General features: G+C 50.0%; 16 protein-coding genes. 4 read left to right on the forward strand and 12 right to left on the reverse strand.

Translation table 11 applies throughout. The features are described 5' to 3' along the window. The first annotated feature begins 25 nt into the window (after positions 1-25). The gene (locus ACX9GT_RS13660; RefSeq protein ID WP_473187310.1) at positions 26-1,459 is read left to right on the forward strand and encodes an IS1182 family transposase; all 1,434 of its coding nucleotides are present in this window, start codon (positions 26-28) and stop codon (positions 1,457-1,459) included. A 251-nt stretch (positions 1,460-1,710) separates the two neighbouring features. Beyond that, positions 1,711-2,169, forward strand: a complete 459-nt coding sequence (tnpA, locus tag ACX9GT_RS13665) for an IS200/IS605-like element IS1541B family transposase (protein ID WP_042659502.1) — start codon at positions 1,711-1,713, stop codon at positions 2,167-2,169. Between the two features lie 125 nt (positions 2,170-2,294). Here the strand turns inward: tnpA and oppF are convergent, their stop codons facing one another. From oppF to ACX9GT_RS13695, 6 genes are all read right to left on the reverse strand, one after another. After that, complete coding sequence (oppF, locus tag ACX9GT_RS13670; protein ID WP_473187311.1) at positions 2,295-3,293, reverse strand: murein tripeptide/oligopeptide ABC transporter ATP binding protein OppF; 999 nt, start codon at positions 3,291-3,293, stop codon at positions 2,295-2,297. Next, positions 3,290-4,273 (reverse strand): oligopeptide ABC transporter ATP-binding protein OppD, encoded by a 984-nt coding sequence (gene oppD / locus ACX9GT_RS13675; protein WP_473187312.1) that lies wholly within the window; start codon positions 4,271-4,273, stop codon positions 3,290-3,292. The genes oppF and oppD overlap by 4 nt, the downstream gene beginning before the upstream one ends. A gap of 11 nt (positions 4,274-4,284) precedes the next feature. Next, on the reverse strand, positions 4,285-5,193 hold the full coding sequence (gene oppC, locus ACX9GT_RS13680) for an oligopeptide ABC transporter permease OppC (RefSeq protein WP_473191583.1): 909 nt from the start codon (positions 5,191-5,193) through the stop codon (positions 4,285-4,287). Between the two features lie 12 nt (positions 5,194-5,205). Beyond that, on the reverse strand, positions 5,206-6,126 hold the full coding sequence (gene oppB, locus ACX9GT_RS13685) for an oligopeptide ABC transporter permease OppB (RefSeq protein WP_473187313.1): 921 nt from the start codon (positions 6,124-6,126) through the stop codon (positions 5,206-5,208). A 74-nt stretch (positions 6,127-6,200) separates the two neighbouring features. Continuing rightward, positions 6,201-7,838, reverse strand: a complete 1,638-nt coding sequence (gene oppA, locus ACX9GT_RS13690; RefSeq protein ID WP_473187314.1) for an oligopeptide ABC transporter substrate-binding protein OppA — start codon at positions 7,836-7,838, stop codon at positions 6,201-6,203. 869 nt (positions 7,839-8,707) lie between these two features. Beyond that, a complete protein-coding gene (locus ACX9GT_RS13695; RefSeq protein ID WP_459402559.1) occupies positions 8,708-9,352 on the reverse strand; it encodes a YchE family NAAT transporter in 645 nt (214 codons plus the stop codon). Between the two features lie 509 nt (positions 9,353-9,861). On the opposite strand from ACX9GT_RS13695, the gene adhE reads away from it, so the two are divergent. Beyond that, positions 9,862-12,534, forward strand: a complete 2,673-nt coding sequence (gene adhE / locus ACX9GT_RS13700; RefSeq protein WP_473187315.1) for a bifunctional acetaldehyde-CoA/alcohol dehydrogenase — start codon at positions 9,862-9,864, stop codon at positions 12,532-12,534. Positions 12,535-12,695: 161 nt separating this feature from the next. Here adhE and ACX9GT_RS13705 read toward each other — a convergent pair whose 3' ends face one another. Beyond that, a complete protein-coding gene (locus ACX9GT_RS13705; RefSeq protein ID WP_473187316.1) occupies positions 12,696-13,274 on the reverse strand; it encodes a thymidine kinase in 579 nt (192 codons plus the stop codon). A gap of 699 nt (positions 13,275-13,973) precedes the next feature. Between ACX9GT_RS13705 and hns the strand changes: the two genes are divergently transcribed. Continuing rightward, the gene (hns, locus tag ACX9GT_RS13710; protein ID WP_473187317.1) at positions 13,974-14,381 is read left to right on the forward strand and encodes a histone-like nucleoid-structuring protein H-NS; all 408 of its coding nucleotides are present in this window, start codon (positions 13,974-13,976) and stop codon (positions 14,379-14,381) included. 153 nt (positions 14,382-14,534) lie between these two features. Here the strand turns inward: hns and ACX9GT_RS13715 are convergent, their stop codons facing one another. From ACX9GT_RS13715 to rssA, 5 genes are all read right to left on the reverse strand, one after another. After that, on the reverse strand, positions 14,535-15,545 hold the full coding sequence (locus ACX9GT_RS13715; RefSeq protein ID WP_473187318.1) for an NAD-dependent epimerase: 1,011 nt from the start codon (positions 15,543-15,545) through the stop codon (positions 14,535-14,537). Positions 15,546-15,554: 9 nt separating this feature from the next. After that, a complete protein-coding gene (locus ACX9GT_RS13720) occupies positions 15,555-16,898 on the reverse strand; it encodes a UDP-glucose dehydrogenase family protein (protein ID WP_473187319.1) in 1,344 nt (447 codons plus the stop codon). 44 nt (positions 16,899-16,942) lie between these two features. Then, entirely contained in the window at positions 16,943-17,860 is a 918-nt protein-coding gene (gene galU / locus ACX9GT_RS13725) for a UTP--glucose-1-phosphate uridylyltransferase GalU (protein ID WP_473187320.1), read from the reverse strand. A gap of 204 nt (positions 17,861-18,064) precedes the next feature. Beyond that, complete coding sequence (gene rssB / locus ACX9GT_RS13730; protein ID WP_473191584.1) at positions 18,065-19,078, reverse strand: two-component system response regulator RssB; 1,014 nt, start codon at positions 19,076-19,078, stop codon at positions 18,065-18,067. A 105-nt stretch (positions 19,079-19,183) separates the two neighbouring features. Continuing rightward, the gene (rssA, locus tag ACX9GT_RS13735; RefSeq protein WP_473187321.1) at positions 19,184-20,101 is read right to left on the reverse strand and encodes a patatin-like phospholipase RssA; all 918 of its coding nucleotides are present in this window, start codon (positions 20,099-20,101) and stop codon (positions 19,184-19,186) included. Positions 20,102-20,220: the final 119 nt, after the last annotated feature.

The raw sequence follows: 20,220 nt of genomic DNA on the forward strand, positions 1-20,220 counted from the left end.
CAGTGCAAAAAATGGACTGACTGCCATGCTCAAAACACCCTCTCCCCAGCAATATCAGTTTGAAACCCTCACCCTGGATGAGTTGGTCCCCGAAGACCATCTGGTTCGCCAAATCGATGCCGCCATCGATTTTGAATTTATCCGCGATGCCGTTGCTCATCTCTATTGTCCTGATAACGGCAGACCCGCTATTGACCCCGTTCGCCTGATTAAAATGATGCTGCTGGGTTATCTCTTCGGTATCCCCAGCGAGCGCCGTCTGGTCAAGGAAATACAGGTCAATGTCGCTTATCGCTGGTTCCTGCGTATGGCCCTCACCGAAAAAGTCCCTGACGCCTCGACCCTGAGCCAGAACCGCCTCCGCCGCTTCAACCACAGCGACGTCTTCCAGCAGATTTTTGACCACATCGTAGAACAGGCTCTCAGCCGTGGCATGGCTAACGGGCGTGTTCTCTACACTGACAGCACGCACTTGAAAGCCGACGCCAACCCTCGCAGAGCGGTGAATGAAGAACGTCCGGTAGGCGTCAGTGAATATCTGGAGCAGCTTGATGCTGCCGTGGAGGCCGACAGGAGGAAGCACGAAAAAAAGCCGCTGCCCGCCGTAAAAAAGACGCCAGAAAGCGTCGCCGTTAAGAACACCAAAGTCAGCACCACCGACCCGGAAAGCGGCTTTATGCACCGGGATAACAAACCGAAGGGCTTCTTCTATCTGGACCACCGCACGGTGGACGGGAAGCACGGCATCATCCTGGATACGCATGTAACACCGGGCAATGTCCATGACAGCCAGCCCTTTATCGGGCGACTTGAGCGGCAGGTCGAGCGCTTCGGTCTGGAGCCGGTGGCGGTGGGCGTGGACGCGGGTTACTTCACCGCCGCGGTGTGCCATCTGACACAGGAAATGGGTATCGCGCTGGTTCCCGGCTATCGGCGGCCGCACAAAGGTCAGAATGACTTCCAGAAAAAGCACTTCAGGTACGATGAGAAGCGTGATGTGTATGTGTGCCCGGCAGACACGTTGCTGGTCTACAGCACGACAGACCGTAACGGTTATCGGCATTACCGTTCACCCCCGGCAGTGTGCCAGCGGTGTGAGCAGAGGCAGCAATGTACGCAGAACAGCAAGGCACAGAAAACGATAACGCGGCATGTGTGGGAAGAGGCGAAAGAGGAAGCCAACAGGTTACGGCTGACGAAATGGGGCAAGAAAATCTACGCGCGGCGCAAAGAGACAGTGGAGAGAAGCTTCGCGGATGCGAAACAGCACCATGGCCATCGATATGCGCGGTTCCGTGGCCTGTCAAAAGTGCAGATGCAGTGCCTGCTTGCGGCCACAGCGCAGAATATGAAGAAGATGGCGCTGCTGGCGCTTCTTTACGGTCTTTTTACGTGGCTGAAAGCGTCTTGGGAAGGCCAGAAAGCCGACTTGAGCGAGCAGAACGTTCAAATGACGTAGTTATGGAAAAATATCGCGATCGCGACCTGCGGTCGCTAGAAAAGAAGAACCCCACCTGAAAAAGTGGGGTTAGTCAGCAGTCTGAACCTGCCAATTGGCAGGTTTTTTGTGCACAGAAAACCTCCAGCTAGGCTGGAGGTTCCGTAAAGCTTTCAGCTTTGAGCCAGTTATAAAAACCCCTTTTGATTTGTTAAAACAGTTTGCGGTCTGGCAACTGCAAATATTCAACAAGAAATCAAAAGGGGGTCCCCATGAGGGACGAAAAGAGCTTAGCTCACACGCGATGGAACTGTAAATATCACATAGTATTTGCGCCGAAGTACCGAAGACAGGTGTTTTACGGGGAAAAGCGCAGAGCGATTGGCAGTATCTTAAGAAAGCTGTGCGAATGGAAGAACGTGAATATTCTGGAGGCAGAATGTTGTGTGGATCACATCCATATGCTTCTGGAAATCCCACCGAAGATGAGTGTGTCGGGCTTTATGGGATATCTGAAGGGAAAGAGCAGCCTGATGCTCTATGAGCAGTTTGGCGATTTGAAGTTCAAATACCGTAACAGGGAGTTTTGGTGTCGAGGGTATTACGTTGATACGGTTGGTAAAAATACAGCCAGGATACAAGAATACATAAAGCACCAGTTGGAAGAGGATAAAATGGGTGAGCAACTGTCGATCCCGTATCCGGGCAGCCCGTTTACGGGCCGTAAGTAATCCATAGATGCAAATGTCAGATCGCGATGCGCCTGTTAGGGCGCGGCTGGTAACAGAGCCTTATAGGCGCATATGAAAAACCTCCGGCTATGCCGGAGGATATTTATTTATTGGTGGCTAGTCAATCACAGTGGATCAACCTTTAGGCAGGATACCGCATGGCGGAAACTCCCTTCCAGCAGCGGGCGCGTTTTGGCACACTCTGGCCCGGCGATCGGGCAGCGCGTGCGGAACACACAGCCAGATGGCGGGTTGATCGGTGATGGCAGCTCCCCTTCCAGCAGTTGGATCTGCTTATCCCGCTCTTTATCCGGATCCGGGATCGGCACCGCCGACATCAGCGCTTTGGTATAAGGGTGTTGCGGGTTGTGGTACACCTCATCATAGGTTCCCAGCTCCACCGCATGGCCCAGATACATCACCAGCACGCGATCGGAAATGTGCTTCACCACCGCCAGGTCGTGAGCGATAAAGATCAGCGACAACCCCATCTCGCGCTGCAATTGCTGTAACAGATTCACCACCTGCGCCTGAATCGAAACATCCAGTGCCGAAACCGGTTCATCACAGATCACCAGTTTTGGCTCCAGGATCAGCGCGCGGGCAATGCCGATACGCTGGCATTGGCCCCCGGAGAACTCATGCGGATAGCGGTTGATCAGGTTCGGCAACAGGCCAACCTTCATCATCATCGCTTTCACTTTGTCCTTCACGTCCTGGCGCGACATTTTCGGATGATAGGTGCGCAGCGGTTCAGCAATGATTTCACCAATGGTCATACGCGGGTTAAGCGAAGCCAGCGGATCCTGGAAAATCATTTGAATATCGCTGCGCGTATTGCGCCAATCCGCATCACTCATCCCCAGCAGATCTTTGCCCAGCCAGGCCACCCGGCCGCTGGTGGCTTTTACCAGGCCGATAATGGCGCGGGCAAAGGTCGATTTACCACAGCCGGACTCCCCAACCACCCCCAAGGTTTCGCCTTCGAACAGCCTTAAGGTGACACCGTCTACCGCTTTCAGGGTTTTAGGGGCCTGCCAGAACCACTGTTTGTCATCGTGAATGTCGAAATGCACTTTCAGATCTGCCACTTCGAGCAGCACTTTCTTATCGGTTGCTGTCATACCAATGCCTCCACTGGCTTGAAGCAGGCGCGCAGGCGCCCTTCACCAAACTGCTCCAACGGCGGAGCACTCGTGCACTGTTCCATGGCATACGGGCAACGCGGCTGGAACGGGCAGCCTTGTGGTAAGCGCAGCAGGTTTGGCGGATTGCCTGGAATGGTCATCAGCGCTCCACCCTCTGCATCCAAGCGAGGCACCGCATTCAGCAGCCCAATGGAATAAGGGTGGCTTGGATGATAGAACACATCACGCGCGCTGCCGTATTCCATGGTACGCCCGGCGTACATCACCAGCACTTTGTTGCAGATCCCCGCCACCACGCCCAGATCGTGGGTGATCATGATGATGGCCGTATTGAATTCGCGCTTCAGTTCGTTCAACAGCGTCATGATCTGCGCCTGTACGGTCACGTCCAACGCCGTTGTAGGCTCATCGGCGATCAACAGTTTTGGCCGACACAACAGCGCCATGGCGATCATCACCCGCTGGCGCATACCGCCGGAAAACTCATGCGGATACATACGCATACGCTTACGCGCCTCTGGCATTTTTACCGCATCCAGCATCTGTACCGACTCTTCAAACGCTTCGCTTTTGCTCATGCTCTTATGCAACATCAGCACTTCCATCAGTTGTTCACCGACGCGCATATACGGGTTAAGCGAGGTCATCGGGTCTTGGAAGATCATCGAAATCTCTTCGGCTCGCAGCTTGTTAAGCTGGCTTTCCGGCAGATTGAGAATTTCACGGCCGTTAAACTTCGCCGAGCCACCAATGCGGCCATTGCTTGCCAGCAAGCCCATCAGCGCAAAAGCCGTTTGTGATTTGCCGGAGCCGGATTCCCCCACGATACCCAGGGTTTCGCCCGCACGCAGATCGAAATTAAGATCGTTCACCGCCGTAACGTCACCATCTGGCGTAGCAAAGGTCACGCGCAGATCTTTGACGTCCAGCAGCAACGAATTTTCATTAATGCTCATGGTGGCACTCCTTAACGATCTTTCGGGTCGAGGGCATCACGCAGGCCATCGCCGATAAAGTTGAAACAAAACAGAGTGACTACCAGGAAACCCGCCGGGAACAGCAGCAACCACGGTGAAACTTCCATCGAGTTGGCCCCGTCGCTGAGCAATGCGCCCCAACTGCTTAACGGCTCCTGCGTCCCTAATCCCAAGAAACTGAGGAAGGATTCAAACAGGATCATGCTCGGCACCAGCAGCGAGGCATAAACCACCACCACCCCCAAGACGTTTGGCACAATATGGCGCAACACGATATTGCGCGTCGAAACGCCACAGACCAGCGCCGCCTCGATAAACTCTTTGCGCTTCAGGCTCAGGGTCTGACCGCGCACGATACGCGCCATATCCAGCCAAGACACCATGCCGATCGCCACGAAGATCAGCAGGATGTTTTGCCCAAAGAAGGTCACCAGCAGGATCACAAAGAACATAAAGGGGAAGGAGTTGAGGATTTCCAACAGGCGCATCATCACCGAGTCGATTTTACCGCCCAGATAGCCGGAGGTCGCGCCATACAGCGTGCCGACGATCACCGCCACCAGCGCGGCAGCGACACCGACCATCAGCGAAATCCGCCCGCCAATCGCCACGCGCACCAGCAGATCGCGCCCGGAGGAATCTGTACCAAAATAGTGTGCCGATTCAATACTCGGCGCTGCCGACATCATTGCCCAGTCGGTGTCGTCATAGGCAAATTGCGACAGCCACGGCGCAAAGATCACAAACAGGGTAACCAGCGTCAGCACAAACAGGCTGGTCACCGCCGCACGGTTATGTATAAAGCGCCGACGCGCGTCCTGCCATAGGCTGCGCCCTTCGACTTCCAGCTTTTCGCTGAAGTTCTCCAGAGCTGCGCTGTTCTTTTTCGTCAACATGATGCGTGCTCCAGATTAATAACGGATTTTCGGATCGATCACCGCGTACAGCACGTCGACGATCGCGTTAAACAGAATGGTCAGAGCCCCCACCAGAATGGTCAGGCTCAGAACCAGCGAATAGTCACGGTTCAGCGCACCGTTAACGAATAGCTGACCGATCCCCGGCAGACCATAGATGGTTTCAATCACCATCGAACCGGTAATGATGCCGACAAACGCGGGCCCCATATAAGACAGCACTGGCAGCAGCGCGGGCTTCAACGCATGGCGGAAGATAATCCGGCGCATCGGCAGCCCTTTGGCGCGCGCGGTGCGGATAAAGTTGGAGTGCAGCACTTCAATCATCGAGCCGCGCATAATACGTGCGATGCTGGCGATATAGGCCAGCGATAACGCCACCATCGGCAGGATCATGAACTTCGGTGCCCCACCGTTCCAGCCGCCGCCGGGCAGCCATTTCAAAGTGATGGCAAAAATCAGCACCAGCAACGGCGCGACGACAAAACTGGGGATCACCACGCCGGTCATGGCAAACCCCATGACCATGTAGTCCCATTTGGTGTTCTGCTTCAAGGCCGCGATCACCCCAGCGCTGACGCCCAGCACCACCGCCAGCACAAAGGCGGCCAAACCGAGCTTGGCCGAAACCGGGAAGGAAGCCGCCACTAGGTCATTAACCGAATAGTCTTTGTATTTAAATGAAGGGCCGAAATCGCCTTTCGACAATTGCACTAAATAATGCCCGTACTGTTTCCAGATCGGATCATTCAAATGGTATTTGGCTTCGATATTGGCCATGACCTCTGGCGGTAATGCACGCTCGCCGGTAAATGGGCTACCGGGTGCCAAGCGCATCATAAAGAAAGAGATGGTGATAAGAATAAATAGCGTCGGGATCGCCTCTAATAGGCGACGAAAGATAAATTTAAGCATAGCCCTGCTCCAGCCTGATAACGGCTTATCGTCTGAAAATGGACCGGCGACTCACGCCACCGGCCCTTACCGTATCAATGCTTGATGATGTACAGGTTTTTGTCGTACACGTTATCAAGCGGGTCAGTCTCGGTGTAGCCACCAACATAAGGCTTCACCAGGCGAGCATTCACATAGTAGTAAACCGGAGCAATAACGGAATCTTTATCCAACTGAGCTTCGGCTTTCTGATACAGCGCAGCGCGCTCTTCTTTAGTTTTGGCTTGCAGTGTGTCAGCCACTAACTTATCGAACACCGGGTTTTTATAGTGTGAGGTGTTGTTGCTGCTGTCAGACAGCATAGTATTTACGAAAGCGCTAGGTTCGTTGTAATCAGCACACCAGGCAGCACGTGCCACATCGTAGTTCCCCTGATGGCGCGAATCCAGGAAGGTTTTCCACTCCTGGTTCACCAACTTCACATCCACCCCCAGGTTTTTCTTCCAGATCGAGGCGGCGGCAATCGCCAGTTTTTTATGCAGATCGGAGGTGTTGTACAGCAGCGAGAAGCTCAGCGGCTTGCCTGGGCCATAGCCTGCTTCGGCCAGCAGTTTTTTCGCTTCTTCATTACGTTTGTCCTGCGTCCAGCCGAACCACTCTGGTGCGGTCATTTTGGCACCATCAACGTAAGGCGGAGTGTAGCTGTAAGCCGGGAGATCGCCCTGGTTTTTGACTTTATTGACGATAATATCGCGATCTAGCCCCAATTTTAGCGCCTCGCGCACGCGGGCATCGTTAAACGGCGCTTTCTGGTTGTTCATTTCGTAGTAATAGGTACAGACGTAAGGTGCTACGCGCACTTCGTTCGGGATCTCTTTTTTCAGCTTTTGGAACAGTTCGATCGGCAAGTTATTGTAGGTCATGTCGATCTCGCCGGTGCGGTAGCGGTTTACATCGGTCACTTCCGAGGCAATCGGCAGGAAGGTCACCTTATTGATGACGGTTTTGGCGTTATCCCAATATTCCGGGTTACGCTCCAGTACGATACGCTCGTTGACTACCCAATCTTTCAGCTTATAGGCACCGTTACTGACGTAGTTTTGCGGCAACGTCCATTTCTCGCCAAACTTCTCCACCGCTTCTTTATTTACTGGCTTCATGGCGTAGTGCTGGGTCATTTCGACCAAATAAGGCACCGGCTCGGTCAGCGTGACTTGGAAAGTATGATCGTCAATGGCTTTGACGCCCAAGGTGGATTTGTCTTTTTTACCGGCAATGATGTCATCGACGTTCTCTACGTGGGCATATTGCAGGTAGCTGGCATAAGGGGATGCGGTTTTTGGATCGACAATACGCTGCCAGCTATAGACAAAATCCTGTGCCGTCACCGGTTGGCCGTTCGACCATTTAGCATCTTTGCGCAGGTGGAAGGTCCACACTTTAAAGTCTTTGTTATCCCAGCTTTCTGCCGCGCCCGGTACGATGGAACCATCCGGCGTGGTGTTGGCTAGCCCTTCGATCAGATCGCGGGTAACGTTGTTTTCCGGCACGCCTTCAATTTTGTGCGGATCGAGAGACTGCACTTCTGCACCGTTATTTTTAACGATTTCCTGTTTGTCTGCCAGTTGCACGCCCGCTGGCACTTCGGCCGCAAAAGCACTTCCGGTTGCGGTAATGCCCAGTGCGGCAATAATACCGGCCGCCAGGAGTGATTTTTTTGTGATGTTGGTCATATCTAGAACTCCAGTTTTTATTATCACAGAGCCATCGTGGGTTCTGCGTTGCCCGTTGACCGGGTGGGGTTGTGGCCAGACAGCGCGGAACGACGCGGTGCAGCCTTTCTTCTGTATTACCTGTCGTTACCAGTAATACCCGTGATTACCGCTTGGCCTTTTTACCTGGAAAATATGAACTGGTCATATTTAGAAATATTTAGTAAAAAAACCAAATAAAATAATATCAGCAAAATTCATTCCTGCCTTACGCGGAAAACTAAGAATTATCGGCAGTAAAGTTGCTCGGAAACTAGCAGAAGCAAAAAACCTTAGCCAATAATTTTTGCAAAAATGTTAAGCGTTTCTCTTTTATCAGCCCCTATACCGGCCGTACGCTCTCGTTATAAAATCGCCATGTTATTTTAATTACATGATTTTATTGAGCAAAAAAGAAAACCCTTAGATAGCACCTGGCTTGCACGGCAAAAAGCCACGAAAAGAAACATTTCGTTAACAAAACAGCAGTTCAAAGAATAAACACCTGCTTATGCGTGGTTAATCACTAATAACACCTGGATGAAACGGAGACAAGCCCTACAGAATGATGTGACTAAATTAACAGCAGATTTGATAGCCGAAGGAGGAAATCAGTAAAAATAATCTTATAAAAAGTACTGGAAATAATACTAGGTGTTTTATTAGGCAATAAAGGAAGATTTGTACTACAGAGTGGTGAAATAGAATAAAAACCAAGCAGATGCCGCCGTTTATTAAAGCAAAATAATATCTATGCTGAATGATTAAAAAAAGCTTTAAGCCAATAATTAACCTCTGGCAACCCCAAGCAACGAGCCTCAAGAATGAGGCCCGCTGAAGGATATTCGTGGTTATAACAACCCAGGGAATATCGCCTTGATGCCGGTGACAATAAATTCGATACCCAATGCCATCAGCAACAGACCCATAATACGCGTAACAACGTTGATACCGGTTTGCCCCAGCAAACGCACCAGCAGTGGCGCAGCGCGGAACAACAGCCAACAGCAGAAAGCAAACACCGCAACGGCCAGACTAAAACCTAACAGGTTCTGCCAACTGTGGTAACGCGAACTCCAGACAATGGTTGAGCTGATCGCCCCTGGCCCCGCCATCAGCGGCAGTGCCAGTGGAACCACACCAATGCTTTCGCGGATTGCGCTCTCTGATTTTTCTTGTTTGTTCTGTTTATCTTCACCCAATTTGCCGCTGATCATCGACATCGCAATGCTCACCACCAGGATCCCACCCGCAATGCGGAACGAGTCGATGGAAATGCCGAACACGCGCAGTATCGCCTCCCCCAGAAACAGCGACGTCCACAAAATAATCGCCACCGACAGGTTGGCCGTCAGGTTGGTTTTATTACGCCCGGCCTCCGCCTGATAACTGGTCATACTAATAAAGACCGGTAAGATGCCTACCGGGTTTACCAATGCAAACAAGCCAACAAAGAACTTGATGTAGACGGAAAAATCCAACAGAGATTGGCCCACGAAAAACTCCGCATAAATAGCTATAGAAAGAGACACTGCCGATGCGCGCTAATGTAATAGAATTGTGTCCGGTAATCCATCCGCCAAGAACAGCATTTTCCCCTACCACCGCATAATGTTACAAAGTAATTCTCCATTGTTAACTTAATGTATAGCTATTGATGTTTTACGTGTGAAAACGCCAGTGACGCTCACTAAGATGATAATCATTATCAATAACCTCATGCTGAAAGGTGTCAGCTTGCGATTTTTATGATTTAAATCACAAAATAACTACTCAGGAATAGTTAAGCTCTTGGTCATAGTCAGAAGGTAGAACAGATTTAGAGTAAAGCAGATGTTCTGTTCCCCCGCCTGCACTGAGTGAAGCTCTTTAAGTCAATCAGCCGTATAAGCGCAAAAGACCGGAAAGCCGTGGTGCCTTAACAGACGCCTTCCTCTCTCAAGTCTATACTAGTTGCTCGAACGGCTTATTCACTGAAAGAGTTTAACATTATCAGGAGAGCATTATGGCTGTAACGAATGTCGCTGAACTGAACGAGCTTGTAGCACGTGTCAAAAAAGCCCAGCGCGAGTATGCCAACTTCTCACAAGAGCAAGTTGATAAGATTTTCCGCGCTGCTGCCCTCGCCGCTGCCGATGCCCGTATCCCCTTGGCTAAAATGGCCGTTGAAGAATCCGGTATGGGTATCGTTGAAGACAAAGTGATCAAAAACCACTTCGCTTCCGAATATATCTACAACGCTTATAAAGATGAAAAGACCTGCGGTATCCTCTCTGAAGATGATACTTTCGGTACCATCACTATCGCTGAGCCGATTGGCCTGATTTGCGGTATCGTACCGACCACCAACCCAACCTCTACCGCCATCTTCAAAGCGCTGATCAGCCTGAAGACCCGTAACGGTATTATTTTCTCTCCGCACCCACGTGCGAAAAATGCTACCAATAAAGCAGCAGATATCGTGCTACAGGCCGCTATCGCAGCGGGTGCGCCAAAAGATATCGTTGGTTGGATCGATCAGCCTACCGTTGATCTGTCTAACCAACTGATGCACCACCCAGACATCAACCTGATTCTGGCCACCGGTGGCCCAGGCATGGTGAAAGCAGCCTACAGCTCCGGTAAACCGGCTATCGGCGTCGGTGCCGGTAACACCCCGGTGGTGGTTGATGAAACTGCCGATATCAAACGTGTTGTCGCTTCTATCCTGATGTCGAAAACCTTCGACAGCGGTGTGATCTGCGCTTCTGAACAATCGGTTATCGTGGTTGATTCTGTCTATGATGCCGTGCGTGCGCGTTTCGCTTCCCATGGCGGCTATATGCTACAGGGTAAAGAGCTGAAAGCCGTTCAGGATATCATCCTGAAAAATGGTGGCCTGAACGCCGCCATCGTTGGCCAGTCTGCACCAAAAATCGCTGAAATGGCCGGTATCAGCGTGCCAGCCAGCACCAAAATTCTGATCGGTGAAGTGAAGCTGGTTGATGAATCCGAACCCTTTGCCCATGAGAAGCTGTCGCCTACTCTGGCAATGTATCGTGCCAAAGACTTCGAAGATGCCGTCAGCAAAGCCGAAAAACTGGTCGCCATGGGCGGTATCGGCCACACTTCTTGCCTGTACACCGATCAAGACAACCAGACTGCGCGCGTTGAGTATTTCGGCGACAAGATGAAAACCGCACGTATCCTGATCAACACCCCGGCCTCTCAGGGTGGGATCGGTGACCTGTACAACTTTAAACTCGCGCCATCGCTGACGCTGGGCTGTGGTTCTTGGGGGGGTAACTCCATCTCTGAAAACGTCGGTCCAAAACACTTGATCAACAAGAAAACTGTAGCGAAGCGAGCAGAAAACATGTTGTGGCACAAACTTCCTAAATCAATCTACTTCCGCCGTGGCTCACTGCCTATCGCGCTGGATGAAGTGGCTAGCGATGGGGCAAAACGCGCCTTTATCGTGACCGACCGCTACCTGTTCAATAACGGTTATGCCGATCAGATCACCAAAGTTCTGAAATCGCACGGTATTGAAACGGAAGTGTTCTTTGAAGTCGAAGCTGACCCAACGTTGAGCATCGTGCGTAAAGGTGCTGAGCAGATGAACTCCTTCAAACCAGACGTGATCATCGCGCTGGGTGGGGGTTCACCGATGGACGCAGCGAAAATCATGTGGGTGCTGTACGAACATCCTGAAACCCATTTCGAAGACCTGGCGTTGCGCTTTATGGATATCCGTAAGCGTATCTACAAATTCCCGAAAATGGGCGTGAAAGCGAAAATGATCGCCGTCACTACCACTTCAGGCACCGGTTCAGAAGTGACGCCGTTTGCGGTGGTGACCGACGATGCGACTGGCCAAAAATACCCACTGGCAGATTATGCACTGACCCCGGATATGGCGATTGTCGATGCCAACCTGGTGATGAACATGCCTAAATCCCTGTGCGCCTTCGGCGGCTTGGATGCGGTCACTCACGCCCTGGAAGCTTACGTTTCGGTTCTGGCCAACGAATATTCAGACGGTCAGGCGCTGCAAGCCCTGAAGCTGCTGAAAGAATATCTGCCAGCCAGCTATAAAGAAGGCGCGAAAAACCCAGTGGCCCGCGAACGTGTGCATAACGCCGCGACCATCGCCGGTATTGCGTTTGCTAACGCCTTCCTGGGTGTGTGTCACTCAATGGCCCACAAACTGGGTTCTGAGTTCCACATTCCGCACGGTTTGGCCAACGCCATGTTGATCTCGAACGTTATCCGTTATAACGCTAACGATAACCCGACCAAGCAGACTGCGTTCAGCCAGTATGACCGCCCGCAGGCGCGCCGTCGTTATGCTGAAATCGCCGATCACCTTGGCCTGAGCGCCGCGGGTGACCGTACTGCTCAGAAGATCGAGAAACTGCTGAAATGGCTGGACGAGATCAAAGCAGAACTGGGCATCCCTGCTTCTATCCGTGAAGCTGGCGTGCTGGAAGCGGACTTCCTGGCGAAGGTCGACAAACTGTCTGAAGATGCGTTTGATGACCAATGTACCGGTGCCAACCCACGCTATCCGCTGATTGCTGAACTCAAGCAAATCCTGATGGATACCTTCTACGGCCGCGAATTCAGCGAAGATACCGAAGAAACTGTGGCAGCGGCTCCGGTTGCGGCTAAAGCAGAAAAAAAGTCCAAGAAGTAATCCGCTCCCTGAGCTGACAAAAAACCCGCCTTTTCGGCGGGTTTTTTTATATTCATTCAAACAGCGCTCTACGCGATTTAACGGAAAAGCGCCCCCGTCCTACAGACATCATCTTCAAACCTCACAGCAACCCGCTGCTGGCCGCTGTGATAAGGTTATTCCTATGTCTTGATCGCTTCTTTGTAATGTTTGCGGCATACGGACACATAACTTTCATTGCCTCCAATAACCACCTGCTCGCCAGCATGCAGCGCTTTACCGTTTTCGCCCAAACGAAGCACCATATTGGCTTTGCGGCCACAGTGGCAGATGGTTTTCAGCTCGACCAGTTTGTCAGCCCAAGCCAGCAAATAGTGGCTGCCGATAAACAGCTCACCGAGAAAGTCCGTACGCAAGCCGTAACACAACACCGGAATATCTAATTGATCCACCACCTCACACAGATCTTCAACCTGCCCTTTAGTCAGGAATTGGCTTTCATCAACCAGAACGCAGTGTACGGGCTGCTGCTGATGTTCCTGGTTAATCATGGCATACAGTTGAGTTCCATTATTATAGAGCTGTGCTTGCGACGACAGCCCTATTCGGGAACTGACTTTGCCCACGCCAAAGCGGTGATCGATTTCAGCCGTAAACACCAAGGTCCGCATACCACGTTCTTGATAATTATATGAAGATTGTAATAGCGCGGTAGATTTTCCTGCATTCATAGCAGAGTAATAAAAATAAAGCTGAGCCATGGCCCGCGACTCCAGTGGTATAAGAAATATTCAGTTAAAGATTCGATGGCCAGTGTAACATATCCCTTTGTCAGACTCAGCCTGACACCGAGTCATTATCAGAGCATGTAATAGGCAAGTTCTCAAATGAAGCTTTTTGCTGCAAACCTTGCCCGTTTTTACATCTATTTACAGAATGCACCTCTCGGCCCATCACAATTTAATTATTACTAATGATTAACTAAACTCATTAATGATGAGCCAATTATCATGCATAGGCCCGCAAAGTGCAGGCTTACAGGCATAAGGCAGCGCTATTAAAAACCTTATCACCAATTACCCAGGGGTTAATTGCAATCTCACATGATATGACATTTCTAACGTTATCCTTACCTAACCCCCCTTTTGTTTACACTGCCTGCCTCTTACGACAGTGATTAAGCCCATAGAATTCATCCTCATCTTGTATAGAGCGCAATTATAACTGCCCGATGAAATGCCTTTTAGCTCGATGAGCATACAGCGCCGGTTGAAAATTTAGCTTAGCAACATGTAGAGTAATAGTTAGATTATCAGGTGCTATTAGCAAGACAGTTCTCATATAACGGTTTTTTTAAAGGTAAATTTAGGATCTCTTTCAATTTGGCTATTGCAGAAAAGAAAAGAGCACTCTATTATTATCCAAACGCCCCCCCACCAATATAATTTGAGACTAGAACAATGAGCGAAGCATTAAAGATTTTGAACAACATCCGTACTCTACGTGCACAAGCTAGAGAATGCAGCCTGGAAACGCTGGAAGAGATGCTTGAGAAATTGGAAGTTGTTGTTAACGAGCGTCGCGATGAAGACAGCCAAGCTCAAGCTGAAATTGAAGAACGTACTCGCAAATTGCAACAATATCGCGAAATGCTGATTGCTGATGGCATTGATCCAAACGAATTGCTGCAAACGATGGCTGCCACTAAAGCCGCAGGCAAAGCAAAACGCGCAGCACGTCCAGCTAAATACCAATATAAAGATGAAAACGGCGAAATGAAAACCTGGACCGGCCAGGGCCGTACTCCGGCAGTGATTAAAAAAGCTATCGAAGAGCAAGGGAAATCTTTAGACGATTTCTTGCTGTAATAACGGCTTTAGCTAACTCAAAAAGCTCCCGATGGGAGCTTTTTGCTTTTCAATAACCCTTCCCTCTAACTTTCACTGCAAGGCGTAATCAACACTCTACGACCAAACGAAAAAAGAGGCCGAAGCCTCTTTATTTACCTGATTGGTGTTCATTTACTGAACTTTATAAAACGCTTTATACCATGCAACAAAACGCTTAACACCCTCTTCAACGCTGATTTCGGGCTTAAATCCGATAGTCTGGTAAAGTTCGTCAGTATCCGCACTGGTATCCATAACGTCACCAAGTTGCATCGGCAGCATATTTTTCAGTGCTGTGATACCTAATGCCTCTTCCAAGGCATGAATATATTCCATGAGCTTCACAGGGCTGCTATTGCCGATATTATAAACATGATACGGCGCAGAGCTGGTCGCTGGCGAACCTTGTTCAACCGTCCAATTGGCATTAGGTTGCGGAACGATGGCCTGTAAACGCACAACCGCCTCGGTAATATCATCAATGTAAGTAAAATCACGATGCATTTCGCCGTGGTTATATACATCAATACTTTCACCCGCCAATATCGCTTTAGTGAATTTAAACAGGGCCATATCCGGACGCCCCCAAGGGCCATATACGGTGAAGAAACGTAAGCCAGTAGTAGGAAGCCCATATAAATGCGAATAACTATGGGACATCAGTTCATTGGCTTTTTTGGTCGCCGCATACAAGGATATGGGATGATCCACCGAATCTTCCGTCGAAAATGGTAACTTGCGATTAAGGCCATATACCGAACTGGATGAAGCATAGACTAAATGCCCCACCTTATTATGCCGACACCCTTCAAGGATGTTCAAATGACCAATCAGGTTTGAATCAGCATAAGCCAGGGGATTATCCAACGAATAACGCACCCCGGCCTGAGCACCAAGATGAATGACCCGTTCAAACTGGTGCGCAACAAAAAGCCCGGCAATACCGCTGCGATCGGCTAAATCAAGCCTGATAAATTGAAATGCGGGTTTATCAGCCAACAAATCAAGCCGCGCCTGTTTCAGGCTGACATCATAATAATCATTCAGGTTGTCGATACCGACAACCTGATGCCCAGCGGCTAACAAACGCTCTATTACGTGATACCCAATAAAACCTGCAGCGCCTGTAACCAGGAATTTCATGCTCACCTCTTAAATAACCGGCTTAATCGACGCACCGCGCCCGATACCATAGTAAGTAAAACCGCGCGCCTGCAAACGTTCTGGGTCGAATAAGTTACGCCCATCGAAAATCACTGGCTGTTTCAACGCCTTTTTCATCACGTCAAAATCTGGTGCACGGAAATTCTGCCATTCAGTGCAAATAACCAAGGCGTCGGCATCCTGTAATGCGGCTTCTTTAGTGCCCATCAGCTTCAAGTCAGCACGTTGGCCGTAGATACGCTGTGCTTCGGTCATCGCTTCTGGATCGTAGGCCTGTACAGAAGCACCCAACTCCCACAAAGTTTCCATCAGCACCCGGCTGGATGCCTCGCGCATATCATCAGTATTAGGTTTAAAAGCCAAGCCCCATAGCGCAAAAGTTTTCCCTTTTACGTCGTGACCAAAGTGACGCTTGATAAATTCAGTCAGCTTATATTTCTGTTGGGAGTTTACCTGTTCTACCGCCTGCAATATCTTCGGCTGATAACCAATGTGCTCTGCCGTGCGAATCAGCGCCTGAACATCTTTCGGGAAACAGGAACCCCCGTAGCCGCAGCCTGGATAAATAAAGTGATAGCCAATGCGAGAATCAGAGCCGATACCCTGGCGTACTTTCTCGATGTCGGCACCCAACATTTCTGCCAGATTGGAAATTTCGTTCATAAAGCTGATTTTAGTCGCCAGCATACAGTTTGCTGCATACTTGGTCAGTTCCGCACTGCGGATATCCATCAGAATCATGCGATCGTGATTGCGGTTGAACGGCTCATACAGCTCGCGCAGAGATTCGATAACCTCTTTGTTATCCGTACCCAGAACAATACGTTCAGGGCGCATGCAGTCAGCCACCGCCGCCCCTTCTTTAAGAAATTCCGGGTTGGAGACCACATCGAACGTAATGGAACTGCCGCGTTTGCGCAGCGTCTCGGTCATCACTTCACGCACTTTATCTGCGGTACCCACTGGCACTGTAGATTTATCAATCACGATTTTTGGATCGGTCATGTATTCAGCAATAGTGCGTGCCACTGCGGTCACGTATTTGAGATCGGCAGAGCCGTCTTCATCTGGCGGCGTTCCCACCGCGATAAACTGAATAGTACCGTGGGCAACACCGGCTTGCGCATCGGTGGTAAAATGCAAGCGCCCGGCTTCGTAATTCTGTTGCACCAGTGGCGTCAGGCCCGGCTCAAAAATAGGGATATTCCCATTTTTAAGGTTCTCGACCTTTTTGGCGTCTACATCAATACACATCACATCATGGCCAACTTCGGCCAACACAGCAGCCTGTACCAAGCCAACATAACCAATACCAAAAACTGTTACTTTCATTGGAAAATCCTAGTTTTTAAAAATTAAGACAATAAGCTATGAAATTATTTCTGTGCGCCGTTCACCAAATGTTTCAGCCACAGCGAGAATTCTTGCCCTAGGCTGGCATGGCGCAGGCCATACTCAACGAAAGCCTGCATATAACCCAATTTATTACCGCAGTCGTGGCTCACCCCTTTCAAGTGATAGGCTTCAACACATTCTGTCTGCATCAGCATATCAATCGCGTCGGTGAGTTGAATTTCATCACCTGCCCCCGGTGGTGTCTTAGCCAGCAGTGCCCAGATATCGGCAGAAAGCACATAGCGCCCCACAATCGCCAGATCAGACGGCGCTTCATCTGGAGAAGGTTTCTCAACCACGCTCACCATGGGCGCGCTTTCGCCCGGTTGCAGTGCTGCCCCCTGGCAATCGACAATGCCGTAGTTTCCGACATCTTTATGCTGCACCGGTTCAACCATAATTTGGCTGATACCGGTTTGTTCAAAACGTTGCAGCATTTCATGCAGGTTGTCCTGCAGCAGATCGGCACGGTATTCATCGAGGATCACATCAGGCAGCACAACGGCAACCGGCTCATCACCCACCAATGGATAAGCACACATGATCGCATGGCCAAGCCCTTTGGCAATCCCTTGGCGCACCTGCATCACCGTGACGCCTTTTGGGCAAATGGATTGAACCTCATCCAGCAGTTGGCGTTTTACACGTTTTTCCAGCATCGCTTCCAGTTCGAAACTGGTATCAAAATGGTTTTCAATAGAATTCTTAGAGGAATGAGTCACCAAAACGATTTCGTTGATTCCTGCAGCAACGCATTCATTCACCACATACTGAATCAACGGTTTATCAACCAATGGCAGCATTTCTTTCGGAATAGCTTTAGTTGCTGGCAACATCCGAGTTCCTAAACCTGCTACAGGGATAACCGCTTTGCGAACTTTACGATCTAAAGCAGGCATTATTTCCTCTCCATAATACGAGCTCAAATTATGAACTTTTTCTGCTATACAAAAAAACCCTCGAAGTATACCAGCTTAAACCCGCTGAGTATTACCCCAAAAACAAATAGTAAAGATTTAAGACTATTACCTAGCAGTGAAATTCTGAGGTTAAATAGGCGTTTTTAATAGCAGAATGTAACAGGATAAGTGACTATTGATGTTTTATTCAGCACTGAGCATTAAACGTAAGCGGCCACCGCTGCCCCACATTTGGCACTGCCAGGCCTCACAGCGTTGGCTGATCTGATTCAGATAGGTCGCCCCCAACGTGCCTAGAGGTATACCGGTACTTAACTGGATTTGATTATCCCCGGTATTCACCGTGGCATGCAAACCGGCCGAAACAAGGATCAGGTTTTTATATTCGGCGTGATAATAACCAATCAACAGCGGGAATTGCCCTTCAAGCTTTCCTTGGCGCAATAATTGATTAACTTGTTTTAACAGTGCTGACATTTGCGGCAGACGATGCTGTTGATTCGCTAAATGATCTTGCAACAATCCATTGAATAGTGCGCGCAATAACAAAGCAGCCAATACACCATTATCACCAGCACGCGTCACATCCAGACAATAAAAAGCCAAGTCCTTATCTGACAATGCGGCAATATCCAGCACCAAACCAGGGCTTTCAGCCGCAGTCAGTTGACGATAATTAATGCGACAACCCGCAATAGTCTGCTGGACTGGCGGCTGTAACTGCTTAAGCAACCTCACCGCCTCTGAGGGATTCTTGCTCAGTGCATCCCAATCCTTAAATAACTCCACCTCTTCAATGGCCGGTGAGGTAAACATATTAGGATACAAGCAAGCCAGTATCGCCTCACGTAAACGGTTCAGGTCAGTCAGCGGTTTTAACAGTACATCCTGCACGCCCAACCGCAATACTTTGGCGATATCCGTCATTTTATCGGTGGCCGAAATCACCAATACCGGGATTTGTACCCCTTTTAGGCGCAGGTGCTCGACGAACTCAATGCCGTTCATCTCCGGCATCGCCAGATCGCACAGGATTAAGTCAGGCTTCACTTCTTCAACCGCGCTCAGCGCTAACAAACCATTGACCGCTTCACTGGTTTGCGCGCCCAACGACTTCAAATAGCCAACAAGCACCGAACGAAACACCTGTTCGTCCTCAACAATTAAGATGCGCTTGTTTGTCAGTGGTAATACCATCGGCCGAGCCTCTTCCCTTTTCATGATGTAATAGTGGCTCATAATGGTCACTTGTGCCTGCCGAAAGTCTCCCTGACAGCATAATTCCACCCTAAGAACCGGTAATTATTTATTTTTTATCAATGGTGCCAAGATATCTATCTGTTTTTCGACGGCCAACCGGCCAGCTTCAATCGCCTCGCTGGCGCGATGAAAATCCAGTGTGGATATCTGGGGGCAATACGGTTGTATCAGAACATCCGGAGGATCGCTGGCCATACGAGTGCGTTTCACCCGATTTTCCAGCATCTGAATGGACGTACTCATAATCTCCATGGCGGTCGGCGTAAAATTAGGCTTTTTTAACATCACTTTATTGATACGCTCCCGCAAACGCCCACGCCAATTACCTATCACTACATTATTCACATCTTCACTATTTGTGTCTTCATTTGTATTGTGCACCGAGAACAAATCCTGTTGCATCAGATGCGCATCATGTTGTAAATCCACCGCAATAACAATATCTGCGCCCATCGCACGAGTCAGCGAGATCGGTACCGGATTGACTAATGCACCGTCCACCAGCCAATAGCCTTCAAACCATACAGGAGCCAGCAAGCCCGGCATACTACAGGAAGCACGAATTGCCTGCTGGATATCCCCTTTGGTCATCCACAGTTCGCGACCAGTGCTGAGATTGGTGGTAACTGCACCAAACTTGAGCGCACAATCGGCAAAATCATCAATTTTCAGCAGTTGGCCGACCGCATTGAAGACGCGTTCACCACGCAACAAACCGCCACGCTGCCAGGTAAGATCCATCAGCCGGATCACATCCCAGTAACTGAATGAACGCACCCAGTGCTCCATTGCTGGCAAGCGATGGCTGGCAAACGCCGCGCCCACTAACGCCCCTACCGAACAGCCCGCAACGATATCAATTTCGATCCCCCGTTTCCGTAACGCATTGATCACCCCAATGTGTGCCCAGCCTTTCGCAGCACCGGCACCCAATGCCAGCCCGATTTTGATTTTCCGCATGACTTGCCGTCCTGTGCTCGCTGAATGAATTCAACCCTTAAACCTAGGGTACATTGTCACTGACGAATAATGTTAGGTAACATATACACTAAATTTATTTTAGCTTTTGAGGCGTTATG

The organism is Serratia sp. YWN4, assembly GCF_055790845.1.